The following is a 14,405-nucleotide window of genomic DNA, read 5'->3' on the forward strand; positions in this document are numbered from 1 at the left end:
AAGTTCAAATCTGGACAGAGCACTAGGACGCGCGATTCAGTAGAACCACGATGTCCTTGGCGAGCGTGTCGATGACGGCCAGATCGAGCAGGCCATCTTGATTGAAGTCTGCCAAGGCCATTTCCATCGGGTTTCCGCCGACGCTGAATCGAAGTTCATCGGCAAACGTTCCGTCACCGTTCCCCAGGTAAACGGAAAGATGCCCGTCGAAACGATTCGAAATCACCAAGTCAATGTTGCCGTCGTCATTGAGATCTTCGGCAAGCACGTCCCGCGGTGAGTCGCCGACAGGCAACGTCGCCGCGACAAAGAAATTCCCACTGCTGTTTTGTAGCATGATCGTCACATCATCGCTGTCCTGGTTCGATGAAACCACGTCGATTCGGTTGTCGCCGTTCAGATCCGCAGTCACGACGGCATTGGGAGTTACGCCCGACTGTTCACTCGGGACCAAGTCTTGAAACGCTCCAAAACTGCCATCGGCCTGTTGCAGACTGACCGCCGGAGTGCCGGCCACCAAGTCGCTGCCGATCACGATGTCCAGCAACCCGTCACCGTTGACATCAGCGACCGCCGAACCCAGTGCCCTGACCGGTGCGACGATTGAAATCGGGTCCTCAAAGGTGCCGTCGCCATTGCCCATCAGGATGGTGACGGTGCCGGAGATGACGGCGATCAAATCTAATTCGTTGTCTTGATCGAGGTCAACCACTTCAAAGGAACGCGGTGTGCCTTGGAATTGCGAGTGGACTTCGATCGGTGTGCCAAGCGCCCCGGTACCGTCGCCGAGCATCAGGACGATGCCCGAGCCGTTCGAAATGGCTACATCCAGATGGGCGTCATTGTCGAACAGGCCGACTCGTGGAGCGAACGGGTTTTGCAAACCACCGAACATCGTCGGCGCGCCGAATGTGCCGTCCGCGATGCCCAGATTCACGATCACCTGATCCAATTGAAGATTCGTGCTGATCAGATCGAGGATCCCATCGCCGTTCAGGTCTCCCGTCGTCAGGGTCTCGGTGGTTCCGAGGTTCGTGCCATCGGAAACCTCGGCGCGCACCGGCTGCAGAAACGTGCCGTCGCCCAGACCGAACACCATCTCGACTTGGTGCTTGAAAAAATCGACTTGGGTCGGAATCACCACATCCAGATTCTGGTCGAAATCAAAATCCGCCAACAGTGGTTTGATGAAGGCGGTTGTTTTGGAGGTGGAGAAGAGGTTGGTGCTGGAGAAATCACCGGCGCCGTCACCGAGCAACACCGTCAACTGGACTCCGCCGAAGTCACCGACGAGGAGGTCCAGGTTTGAATCTTCGTTGATGTCGCCGACGACGATCGCGTCGGCCTCAATGCTGATCGGTTTGACCAATTCGTCGGCAAACGTTCCATCGCCATTGCCGAGCATGACGGAGACGCTGTGGTCAACCCGATCGCCAAAAATCAGGTCCAGGTTTTGGTCGTCGTTCAGATCCGCGAGAGCGACCGCTGACGTCCGAGTCCCCGACGGATCGGGGGTCGCGATCGCCGAAAACGTTCCCGATCCGTTGTTGCTGAAAATCGTGGCCACTTCATTGCGAACGGCGACGACGTCGTGACTGCCGTCACCGGTGACATCGCCGACTGCCGAGTCGAGCGCGGTGAACCCGAACCCGGGATTCAAGACGGTCGTGAACGTTCCGGTCCCTCGATTGAGAAACGTCTTGATCGAGCCGTTGCTCGTCGTCGCAAACACGTCCAGGTCCGAGTCGCCGTCAAAATCTCCGACGGCCAAATGGTTTGGATAGGAACCGGTTTCAATCGATTTGCCACCGAACAGGATTTCATCGTCGCCGAACGTCCCGTCGCCTTGGCCGAACAAGATCGCCAAGATCTCACGATTGACACTGATGTTGATTTGGAACTGGTAACGAATCAGAACGTCGTCGATTTGATCTCCCGTAAAGTCGCCGACGAACAATTGGGCGGGGATCCCCGTGAGCGGGTCACGGATCGGATCGGCGAAGGTGCCGTTGCCGATGCCCAGGTAGATGTCCAGCGTGTGGAACGGGCCGCCGGGGCCAGGCTCGACGGCGACGGCAAGATCGGGAATCAGGTCGCCGTTGAAATCCCCCGTGGCCGTCGCTAACGCGCCGTCAATGAGCGGCAAGGCAAATCCGGGAAACAGGGGTTCGTTGGTTGCCGGAACAGCGGGCACACTAAAGTCGGTCAGGATCGGCGAACCGCCCAGCGGATTCCCCGGCACATCGCGGACATTGGGTGCATCGATCGTCAATTGGTAGTCGCCGATTTCCAACAATTGATACGTCAGCCGCGCCGACGTTCCGTCGGGAGCAACGAGCAGATTGACCGGTTCGACGAGATTCGATGAAGGACCGGTGACAAAAATGTTGGTCGCGTCGATCAATGCGATCCGTTCAGAAAAATCGATGTCGACGCTCATGAATCCGAGCGGGAATTCATCGTTGTTGGCCAGGCTGATCGAAGAGATTGTCGGCGCGACGTCGTCCTTGATCACCTCCAATTCCAACAACTGCGAGAGCGATTGGTTGCCGCCGGTGTCTGTCCCGCGAACCTGCAACATCAGGTTCTCCGATGTCGCACCATCGGTCAGATTCGGCACCAACGCCGTCACATCAAACGGAAACGAAACGTCATTGCGGACCACGATTCCGTTGACCAGCAATTCCACGCTGCGAAGTTGCACATCGTCGCTGACCGATAACTCAATCGGCAACGAACGACCTTCAAACACCTGTATCCCCGCGGACAATGCATCCACATCCGCACTCGACGCATCGATCGAGACGGTCGGGGGAACCCCCTGGTCGTCGAAGGCCAAGAAATTGACGACTTGCAAGCCATCGATACCGTTGGCAACGTAGGCCATGCCGGCGGCGATCACGACGTCCGACGGTGCCGATGGCAAGCTGACACGTGTGCGAAACGTTTCCGCAGTCGTCGCCGTGTTTTCAAGATCGGTGACATCGACAACATCCAAAACCGGCGTGCCGACCGGATTGCCGACGATCAACGCCAGCCCGGTTCCGTTGGCGGCGATCGCAGTCGACGCGCCGACGCTGGGATCCAGAACGTCTGAATCGCTGATCAATGTCGGCGCATCCGGATCCGAAATGTCGACGGTGACGATCCCACCACGGTCGTTGCTTTCCGCCGTCGCAATGGCCACTCCGTCCCAGACGAACAACCGACCGGCGCCGTTGGGAAGTACCACCGATCCACGCGGAGACATCGTCAGCCCGGTGACCTCAATCACCGACAACGTCTTGTCGCTGCCCATCGTGTAGAGCATCGGTCCCAAACGAACGACGTCGGTCAACTCGCCGAGATCCAATTGTTGCAGAATCGTGCCGGATTCCATGTCAACACTGACCAGAGACGTCGAATTCGCGACGAAGGCAATCGAGCCAAAAACGTCCAGGCGATCGGCTTCGATGTCGACCGACCGGATCAACGTTGGAAGCATCGGGTCGGAGACGTCGACCAATTGCAGTCCCCCGGTTCCCGTCGCGACGGCGGCCAAGTTGGCGGACGCGGCGACCGCAACGTCGGTGGCGTCACCAGGTAAATCGAGTTGCCCGAGCGTGATCGGATTCATGGCGTCTGATGCGTCAATGATCGCCAGCCCGTGTGAACCGGTCGCCACATACGCATTCTGAACGGACGTGTCAGCGGTTGACCCGACCAGTTCAATCTCTTTGGCCTGCCCCATCAACGGCAGGCTTGCCAGCGTTCCGATCGAAACCGGCAACCCGCTCAGTGGATCGAGTCCCTGCCTCAGTTCCGCGTAGTCGAACACTCCATCGCCGTCGGTGTCGGGATTGGTTGCCGATGTGCCCACGGCGAACTCCGCGTCGTCGGGCAGCAGGTCGCCGTCTGAATCCGGGCTCAGGCTGGCAACGAAAGACGGTTGCGTGACATTCGTCACCACACCGGTGGCGGCCGTTTGTCCGAGCGATTTCGCCACCAATCCCGTGACGGGATCGAATAGCGTGACTTCATAGGCTGCCTGGGCCGTCAAAAAGAACTCATAACTGCCGATCAGGTTCGTGGTCCCACGCAGCACCGGCGCCGCCGACAACGCCGGCATCTCGATCGCGACGAAGTCCTCGCCGATCGAAGCTTGCGGCCCCGAGGCCGGAATGCCGGTCGCAATCACGCCGCGACTGATCACCGGATTGGCCGGATCATCCGACATGAACGTCAGCGTGCCGCCTTGGATACCCAACTGTGTCGCTCGTACCGACACATCGATGTCGATCGATTCATCGACGGCCAACGCGATCGGCGTGTCAGGAAAACCGGCGGGTAGGCCGACGGGTTGGAATCCCAGCGATCCGGTGATCGACGTGATCGAGAGAGGTTGGTTGCCGGTATTCCGAAGCGTCACAAATTCGGCCCGCGTTTCCGACTGCGCCAACGTGATTCCTCCCGCGTTGTTGTTCTCCAAAATGACCGACAATTCGGGGTCGGGCGAGCGCGCGTTTCCGGTCAGCCGGATCGTGGTCGGACTGCTCGGGTCATTGCTGCTGATCACCAGTTGTGTATCAACCACTCCGCTTTGCGTCGGATCAAAGCTCAGCGAAAACGGATGGGCAGACGTCACCCCCAAAATGCCGTCGGGAACGATCGTGGTGCCATCGTCAAGCCCGTCGATCACGAACCCGCTGTCCGTGTCGGCGATGCGTGCGGAGTGGATCACCAAATTTTCGCCGCCCAGATTCAACAACTCCAGGTTTCGCGTCAGGCTGTCACCGCCCGTCCCGTCCACCAGGATTTCACCGAATTCGAGCAAGTTGAAAACGCCGACAGCGTTGTCGGCGTCCGAGACGCGCAAGGTCGCCGTCGAGAGGCTGGAACTGGGGTTCAGTTGCAGGGCGATGTCATGATCGTCCACCGCTTCGTCGATCGCCAAAGTGACAGTGCGGACCGTCGGTCCGACGACATCAAAGTCGTCCGGCGCGACGATCCCGATGTCAAACTCGCCCGCCAACAAATCATCGAATCGGAAAGCACCGTTTTCGTCGGTGACCACTTCGCGATCGCCGGCCGTCAGCGAACCGCTTCCATCAAGGTCCATGTAGACGACCACGGAACTGACGCTGACGTCGCCCTGTCCGTCGAAGTCGTTGTCATCAAGGACCGCGCCAGCGATGCTCCCTTGTGATCGATTGCCAAGTGACATTGTTTCGGTTTGATTTGCCGCGAGCGTGACGCGTCGCGGTTGGTTCGCCACATCCACGCGACGCACCGAAAACTCACCGGCGGCGAGATCGGTGAACGAGAAGACGCCCTGCTCCGAGTCCGGATCGATCGTCTGGTCGTTGTTCAGGTCGACATCAGCGCTGGTCGTAGTCAACAACACGTCTCCCGTGAGCACATCGACCAGTTCGACCGCGATGCCGCTGGCGCCGCTTTCGCCGCTGTCTTGCACACCGTCGCGATTCGTGTCGTCAAACACCTGGCCGGTGATGATTCCGGCCGGAGGAGATTGAGCAGCCAGCACGAGGTTTTCGAAACGTGCCGGACCAATCGTCGGCGTGATCTTGAACCGCAGATCCGTGAATCCTTGAGCGTCCGCCGGAACGTCCCACGTGAACGCTCCATCGCTATCGATGGTTGCGTTGGATGGCCCGACCAGCATGGATGCGATTTCGTCCTGGGCCAAAGACAGCTGGCCGGTGAAGGTCGATCCCGGATCGGCAAACACGTCGAACTGGCCGGTTTCCGGCAGCACGGTCGGTCTTGGCCCCACGATGCCGATCGCCTGTCCGCCCCGCTGGCCCGCTGATCCGAATACATCGATTGCCACCACCTCCAATCGGTACGTCTCGCCGACGATCAGTGGTGAGATCAGCAGCGTGTCGGAAAGGACCACCGAAGTTTCGCTCGCACCGACGACCAGAGTCTGTTGCAAGGGCGCGCCGGCAGCGTTGTCCGTCAAACCGATGCGATAGGCCTCGGCCCCGTCGACCGCATCCCACTGGACCTTCAATTGGTTCCCACCGACCCACGCGGCAGCCACGTTGTCGACGACAGCCAAAGCGCCGTTGTCGGTGATCTGGAAACCCGCATCCACGTAGTCGCTCGTGACAAGCGGTTTGCCGGGTTCGTCCAACACGCCGAACACAAAGTATTCGCCGGCCGGCAAATCCAGATTTGACAGGTCGATCACGATCGATCCGGTGCCGTCGACGGCAACCGGAACAGCAGCGGCCAGTAGTGCTCCGTCGAAATCGTTTTGATCGGTGTCCAAGAACAGTGACACGGTGGCGTCTTCGGTGGTCTCGGTCGTGACGAAGTCAATCGCGAGACTGCTTTCATTGCCGCTCAAGTCAACGTTGGTCAATTCCAGCGTGGCCGGTTCAACGCTCAGGAACGACGTGAATTGCGTTTCACCGAGGTCGTCGTTCTCTGGATCAACCAGCCGGACGGTCCAGTTGCCCACCATCGGCTCGACGACAACGATGTTGCGATCGGTCTCGGAGGAACTGATCACAATGATCTCCTGCCGACTGTCGAAATCGGATTCTTCGATCACCGTGCCTGTCGGATCGACCAGCTCGATTTCGGCCGTCGTCGACACCGTGTCCCATTGGGTCGCGAACAGGGTGAACGGGGTGTCGGCTTCGATCGTGAAGGTTTTTTGTCCTGTAAATTCGCCTTCGGCCTGACTGGCAACTCCGCTGGCAATTCCGCTGGCACCGGCAATCGCGGCTGCTTCTCCGAGACTCGTGATCAGATTGGGGAACTTGGCCGCCAGAAAAACCTGGACGCCTGCGACCGCCGTGACGGGCTTGCTGTTGAATGGATTGGTAAACAGAGGAATCTCGCCCCAGAACGCAACAAAGTCGTTCTCGGAAATGCCGTCGTTGGTGAACTGAACGACGCCGGATGCGGAACCGAGCACCTTTCCTTCGGCAAAGCCCAGTGGAAATGGCAGGGAGTCGGGCAATTGGGCAATCGCTTTGCCTTGGCCGGCGACATCAAAGTTGCTGTTGACCGCAAGCGATGCGAACTCACCGCCGTCTAAACCTTCCAGCCGAAGCAGGCCACCCAGGGCTTCCAACTTGGCCTGGACGACGATTGACGGATCGACGAAATTTGCCACGACCTTGCCGGTGCCGACCAACAGACCACCGTCTTCGTCTCCGCCGACGACCACTTGGCCGCCGACGCGGAAGCCTTCCAATGAAGCGCTCCCGCCGACATCGATCTGCAACAAGTTGCCGGGCTCGAAAGAGGCACCGCCGAGAAAGCCGGGCAATGAAAACCCTTTGAACAGTTTGTTGGTCGCCGGCCCCAACGTCGCCGTCAATGACGCGATGAAGTCGATCCCGCGGACCCCGTCGGTCAGATCTTTCACCCCGGAACCGATTGCCTGCAGGTACATCGGAGTGGTTCCCATTTGAAAACCGACTCCACCGTTGAGTTCGCCGATGCCGACGGCAACCAAATCCAGTTCGCCGCCCTCGAATCCGACCAAGGCGTTGATCTCTCCGGCTTTCTTGAACGGTGTCAGGACTCGCGCGAAACCCAAGTAATTGTCGTTGACGGTGTCGATCTGCAAAAACACATCTTCGACCGTGGCCAGTTTGCCAAGCTTCCAGCTTTTCAGTGCGATCCGTCCGACGGCATCCAACCCGAGCGTGCCGTCGGGTTTGAATTCCAGCCGGATGAACGAATCGTCCGGCGGATCCTCCGGTTCCGGCGCACTGTCGGCCTTGGCATCGATCGTGGCCAGTTCGGGTTCTTCCTCCAATGCGAAGGTCCACGCTTTCCCCAAACTCTCGCTTAAATCGACCAACGCTTCCTCATCTTCCGGTGATGCAAAGGAGGCCGCAATCCGCAGTTCGGGATCAAATTTTGGAAACAGCAACTCCAGCTGCCCGCGTAACAAGAATCGATTTCCACGTTCGACGCCCAGATCATCGACGCCACGCTTTTGGAATTCCAAGCTCAAGTCCGTCGCTTCGGCTTGGACTTTGAAAATCGAGAATCGTTGATCCGGGAACGCGACCGTCGCTCCGGTCAGATCCACACCGGCTGTGGTGATGATCACCGAATTGTCAGAGTTTTCGCCGGAGCCGATGTCGATTTCGACGTTACCCAATTTATCCGGCAAGGTGATCTTTCCCTTCAGCCCCAATCCGACGCCCGTTTCGGGCAAGAACATGTCGGTCACGGTAAACTTCAGGCCTGCCAAGACAAACGCGTTTTCTTTCGGCGGCTGATCGGGAACGTCTTGACTGGGGAACAATTCAAATTTTTTGGTCATGCGATTGATCCGCAAGACCTTCTTGTCTTTCTCTGTCAAAAAGACTTCCGGTCCGAACCCGGGAATATCTTCCAGCAGGTTCGTCGTAATCGACCCGGATAAGAGGAAGAACTCCTCATTCACTTCGAAGGTCCCGTTGATGGCAAACAAGGGTTCGAACGTCGGTCCGGCAAGTCCGATCTCGACTTTTCCTTCGATCGTGAAGCGTTGATTGATATCGCCGGTGACTTTGCCGGAGACACGCCGAATCGCGAACGGATCGAGCTGAATGGCGTCGGCCGCGTTGACCGGGATCGCAGGCAACGCTTCGCCTTTGTGAGACAACGTCAGTTCGCCCGACGGGCTTTGCAATCGGTCGAGCAATTCTGTGGACAAGACACTGAAGGTTGCCGATCCCTGTGAACCCACGAACGTGATGTCTTGATCGTCGCCGGCGAAACTCATGTCTTGGATCGGCCCGGCAACGCTCAGGTGCAAAACCTTTTTCTCGTCCGCGGCCGGTTGTGAGTCCTCTTCCTTCAAGACATTGGGAAAGGCCAGCTTGGCATCTTTGGCGACGATCAATGCGTACAGGAACGTTTCATCGGCAAGTGGTGCACCGCCGCTGGTCGCGGTGACCTTGACCGTGCCGGTGTAGATCTTGGCATGATTGGTGTTCGGGTCGTCATCCTGCAGTTTCTTGATCTCATCCTCAGTGACCTTGCGTGCTTTGAAATCGATCGTTTTGGATTCTTTGGGGCCAAGATCCAGCGTCATATTATCGATACCTGTCTTGGTCAGCTGGGACATCTTGTCCAGCCGAACCTTGGCCTTGACCGGCTTGTTGGACGTGTTGCTGATGACGATTTGGGCTTCCTGATTCTCAGCGGTGAAAATTCGATTCAACCCGCTGATCGTGACACTGGCTTGCCCCTGTCCAAAATTCTTGTAACCGCCCTTGGCGAGGCTTCCGGTTTGTGCCGTGTGCCACCCCGGCGCTTCGATGACTCCACCGTCGGAAACGATTCGGCGTCCGTCTTCACTGACCGTGCCCGTGCCCACAAGCTTCCATTTTCCGGCGTCATGATCGAACGAAAAGATCGATGATTTTTCGCCGGGAGCCAGGCCATCAAAATTCGGAAACGTGACTTCCGCCGGGACATCAAAACCGGTCGCGCCGGGGACCTGGATCGAGACGACCAACTGTGGATCCAAGAACGATGGCAGTGGTGCGGGAATCCGGTCTGGCTCGACCGGGATGATCGCTGCGGTGGTGGCGGGCGTGCCCAAATCATCGAGCGCCGCGCCGGGCTCAACGGTGAGCGAAAACTCATCGAACAAGGTTGGGTCGATGTCCGGAAGGATCTGTTCCAAACGGGCCCGCCCGTCGGCGCCGAATCCGACCAGGGTCGGCTCCGTGGGTGACAAGCCTTGGATATCGGTCTCTTTGAGCGGTGGTAGATAGATGTCGAACGAAATGCCCCCCATATTCAACTGCACCAAGCGTCCGGCGTTGCTATGGAAGGGCTTGCCGACGTTCGGATAAAGGTAGCCGGCGGGTAGATTCGTTGCGGTCGTGCCGTCGATGTGAACGAAGAACTCCGGCGCCGGCATGTCGATCAATTCAAAACGCCCGTTGACATCGGTGACAACGTTCTTTCCGGGTAGGGAATCGACACGAATCGTCGCGCCAACGATCGGTTCCCCCGAATTGGAATCTTTGACGAATCCGAACACCCCCGTTCCCTTCACCGGCGTCAGCGGCAGGGTGCGAAAATCGGCGTTCTGCAATCCGCCCGGCTCGTCGTCGCCGTCGGCATCGAGCGCAAGGCCATCTCGTCCGATGATCTTGGAGCCGTCGACGACCACCCTGATTTCCGTCGACGCAGGCAGCGGCGCGTCATAAAAGAAAGTCGCAAACCGTTCGGTGCTGGACACCCGAATCGAACCGTCGACCCGTTCGCCATTGGCGATCAAGTAGAACGCGTCGGTGGTCACCGTGGACGCATCAACCGGTTCGTCAAAGCGCACGATCGTTTTGCGGATAACACTGACCAACTCTTCACCGGCAGTCGGAGACGTCGACCTGATCCCAGCCGGATCGGCGACGAGAAAGCTTGCAATCTCTGTGCCCGTACCCAGTACGTTCCCCGCCAAGTCCTCGAACGCCGTGGTCGTTGTCAGTCGATACGCTTGGTCAGGCAGGGACTGGAAGAGCGACAACAGCCGCGTCGATTCGTTGACGGTATCGACCGAACGGATCGGAACCGCTTCTCCATGCTGTGACCCGCCGTCGATCGTCAACTCGAAGCTGGTCGGCACAAGGGGCGTCGCGACGGTCTCGCCCAAATCCAGTTGGGCGGAATCGAAACTGCGACGCACCGTCGGATCGACCAACAGCTGGGGCGCCGGTGCGGCGCGATCGACGGTCAAATCGAATTGAATTTGATTCCCCTGCGTTCCGATGCGAATTTCAAAACGATGATCGCCGTCCGCCAGAGGGCCGCCGGCGATCGTGTCGATCTGCTGCGTCGAAAGCGTTGCCTTCGATTGAGTGAACGCGCTCGTGATGTCGACGAAGGGATCGTCCCCCGCGCCATCGATTCGCGCAAACACACCCTTGTTGCCAAGCTCGCCCGAACTGATGCGCAAATCAACACGGTAGTCATTGGAGATCAAATCCAGGTTCGTCGCCGCGCCGGGTGCTGAGTCATTCGGTAGAGTCGCGGCAACGAGGGGGATGTTCAGCGCCAGGACATTCAGCACATGCAGCGCATCGAGTGGTGTTCCAACTCCATCGCCATTCACATCGATGAAGTTGCCGATGCTCTTAGCAGGATCGGCCGTCACACCATCGGATCGGCCAATGACATTGAGGACGCGCAACGCGTCGAGGGGAGAGACGGCACCATCGCGAGAGACGTCGAAACGCTGCAGGGGATTGGTGCCGAAGGGGCTGGCGGCTAACAGATCTCGCCGCTCCAGTCGCTCGACCAACGCTCTGCGTTGGAAAGCGTGCCGTCGCAGGGTCTTGTTCATCACAAGTGCCTCGGCTGGACCCAATGAAGCCCTTCGGGCCATTATAAGGTATTCCACCGTACAGGTGTGTAAGAATCTTCCGAACCTTTCCGTGGCGTTGCGATTCCTTTAAGTTAAAAGAGTCGATGGAAGTTTTTTCATTTCATGAGGCCCCCGATTGCATGCCCTTGTTCGAACCGACGCGGGAACCTTGTGGACCGACGTTGCTGCGGCGACATGCGGACCGGCGCACGTCACCGTTGAAGTGTCGCTGGTCGGATTGTGCCGGACCGATCTAGCCGTCGCCTCGGGCAGATTGAAGGTCCAGACGCCCCGAGTCCTGGGGCATGAGTTTGTCGGGCGAATCGTCTCGGTGGGATCAGACGTTCGCGGCCTTTCGATCGGTGACAAGATCGCCGCGGATCCGGTGCTGCGATGCCGACGGTGTGATCGATGCCTCGGCCGTTGGCAATACGCTTGCCCCCAGGCGAAATTTTTGGGCGTCGATGTCGATGGTGCGATCGCCGACTCCATCACGATCCCCTGGCAAAACGCTTGGCGGCTACCCGAGACGCTTGACGATCGCGTCGGAGCGTTGCTCGAACCGGTCGCGGCCTGTGCGGCCGTGCTCAAGGCGCCGCTGGGCACTCGGCAACACGGTGTCGTCTATGGCTATGGCCGGCTGGCCAAACTGACCGCGATGATCCTGCGATCACGCGGTTTCGAATTCATTCGCTGCGTCCATCCGAACCAGCAGCCGTTGGGAACCGATCAATACGACTTTGCGATCGACACCGAAGGCACGACGGATTCGCTTGCACAACTTGCCGATTGCCTTCGCCCGGGCGGAGTCTTGGTATTGAAAAGTCGCCCGCTGCGGCCGATCGCGTTGGACTTGAAAGCGATGCTTCCGAAGGAACACCAAATCTTTCCGGTCAACTATGCGGACTTCGGCGAGGCCCGACGCTTGTTGCTCGATCCCTCCATCGACTTCGCATCACTGCTCGGTCCCGTCTGGAGTGCGGATCAAGCGATTCCGGCATTCAAAGCCGCCCAATCTGATTCGTCTCGAAAACATTTCATCGAGTTGACGTCGGTCCAGAGCCTTCCTTTCGCAGTGAGAACGCAGCATCAATGTGTGCCATCGTCGGATGCGTGAGTTCGGGGAATCCCCAACTGCTGAACCGCCGGCGATTGATGCAGGCGACCGAATCGATGGCCCATCGCGGTCCCGATGGAATCGCCGTCTTGTTGCAAGGCGGAAACGATGCGGTGGGATCGATCGGACTGGGGCATTGCCGACTGGCAGTCAACGGAGGCGCATCGGCCTGCCAGCCGATCCGCAACGGCGCCGGCACGTTGTCGATTGTCGTCAATGGAGAACTTTATGATCCCGACGACGTCTTGCGGCGACGACTTGAAAACCAAGGGCAGCGCTTCGCAACCCACAGCGACAGCGAGCTTGCATTGCACCTTTACGCCCAATACGGATTGGATTTCGTTGACTACCTACGCGGCGAATTTGCGATTCTGATCCATGACGCGATCGCCGACCGATTGGTCGCCGTCCGTGATCGATTCGGCATCAAACCGCTGCTCTACACGCACCGCTCCGGAGAAATCTGGTTTGCCTCCCAAGCACGCGCCTTTCGTGCCGCGGGGATGCAACTGGAACGGGACGTGGAATCAGTCTGGCACGCGATGAGTTTTCAATACACGCTGCCCGATCGCACGCTGTACCGGAATGTCTATCAGGTTCCACCAGGGCATCTCGCGGTCGCCCGGGCGGGTGCCATTTCGCTGAAGCAATACTGGGATCTGGATTACCCGCGACGGAACGATCAGCCGTCGCTTCATGACCGGCAAGACCCGCGCGACTCGGCCGCTTCCTTCGTGAATCGACTCGACGAAGCGGTCAGAATTCGACTGCGGGGGGATGTTCCCGTTGTCGCTCATCTCAGCGGTGGCATCGATTCGTGCAGTGTCTTGGAGTCGGCCTCGCGACAGGGCGTAATTGCGTCCGCGTTTTCGATCGGCTTTCCCGGTAAACACGACCACGATGAAACAACGTTTGCCCTTGAAATGGCGACTCGATCAGGCGTCGCGTTCCACGGTCTCGACGGCTCGGCGGAAACGTTGATCGATGCCATCGAGCGATCCGTTGCGGTCAGCGAAGGCTGGTGCGTCAATGGGCATCTGCCTGCCAAGTTTTTGCTCAGTCGGGCGATTTCCGATGCCGGGTACAAAGTCGCATTGACCGGTGAAGGGGCCGACGAGTTGCTGGCCGGATATGCCCATCTGAAAATCGATCTCTGCCGACAGACATCGCCGGGTGCGATTCAAAAGATCCAAGCCGACAATCGAAACTCCTACGGCAGCATGATCCCCGCGGCCGGCGGCGCGCTGCCGACTCAGGCGATTCAACGAGCGCTCGGGTACCTGCCGACGTTCCTGGCCGCAAAAGCCTCCCAGGGATGGATGCTCCGCTCACACGTCAAACAAGATTTCCTGGCGCAGTTCCACGGCCGGGACGCGATGGAAGAACTCGCTGCCGGTGTGTTCCATCAAGAACAACTACGTGACCGACATGTCATCCACCAGTCACTCTATTGTTGGATCAAGACGGCATTGGCGCAGAACATCCTCCGCACCTTGGGTGACGGATGCGAAGCGGCACACGGCACCGAAGGCCGTTTGCCGATGTTGGACCATCTGCTTTTCGACTGGGTAAAACAACAACCCGTTTCCCATTTGCTCCGTCCCCAATCATGTCGACCGAAGGGCTCCCCCGCAGACGGCGACGGATTCACCGACAAATGGCTGCTCCGCGAGGGGATGCGAAATCGCTTGCCGGCGTGCGTCATCGAGCGTCCCAAACGGCCTTTTGACGCGCCACCGCTGGCCGACAGCTTGCTGCGTTGTCGCCGAATCAGAGACTACGTTCAATCAAAAATCGACGACCATCCTTTTTTTGATTCGGCCAAGGTTCGACAGACATTATCGAACATGCAGCACGCCAGCCGGGAAACCAAGACCGCCACCGACCCGCTATGGTGGATGCTGCTCTCCTCCACCGTCGCGTAAGCGTCCGGCTTGCGAGCACACATTCAAG

General features: G+C 58.7%; 3 protein-coding genes. 2 read left to right on the top strand and 1 reads right to left on the bottom strand.

The features are described from left to right. Positions 1–22: 22 nt before the first annotated feature. Positions 23–11,314, bottom strand: coding sequence for an FG-GAP-like repeat-containing protein (locus tag TBK1r_RS22340; RefSeq protein WP_419580271.1), 11,292 nt, complete (start codon positions 11,312–11,314; stop codon positions 23–25). A 157-nt stretch (positions 11,315–11,471) separates the two neighbouring features. Here TBK1r_RS22340 and TBK1r_RS22345 point away from each other — a divergent pair, with 157 nt between their 5' ends. Beyond that, positions 11,472–12,452, top strand: coding sequence for a zinc-dependent alcohol dehydrogenase (locus TBK1r_RS22345; RefSeq protein WP_145215666.1), 981 nt, complete (start codon positions 11,472–11,474; stop codon positions 12,450–12,452). Further along, positions 12,428–14,377 (top strand): asparagine synthase (glutamine-hydrolyzing), encoded by a 1,950-nt coding sequence (gene asnB / locus TBK1r_RS22350; protein WP_145215669.1) that lies wholly within the window; start codon positions 12,428–12,430, stop codon positions 14,375–14,377. Before TBK1r_RS22345 ends, asnB begins: the two co-directional genes overlap by 25 nt. Positions 14,378–14,405: the final 28 nt, after the last annotated feature.

Origin of the sequence: Stieleria magnilauensis, from assembly GCA_007753675.1 — a bacterium.
GTDB classification, from domain to species: domain Bacteria; phylum Planctomycetota; class Planctomycetia; order Pirellulales; family Pirellulaceae; genus Stieleria; species Stieleria magnilauensis.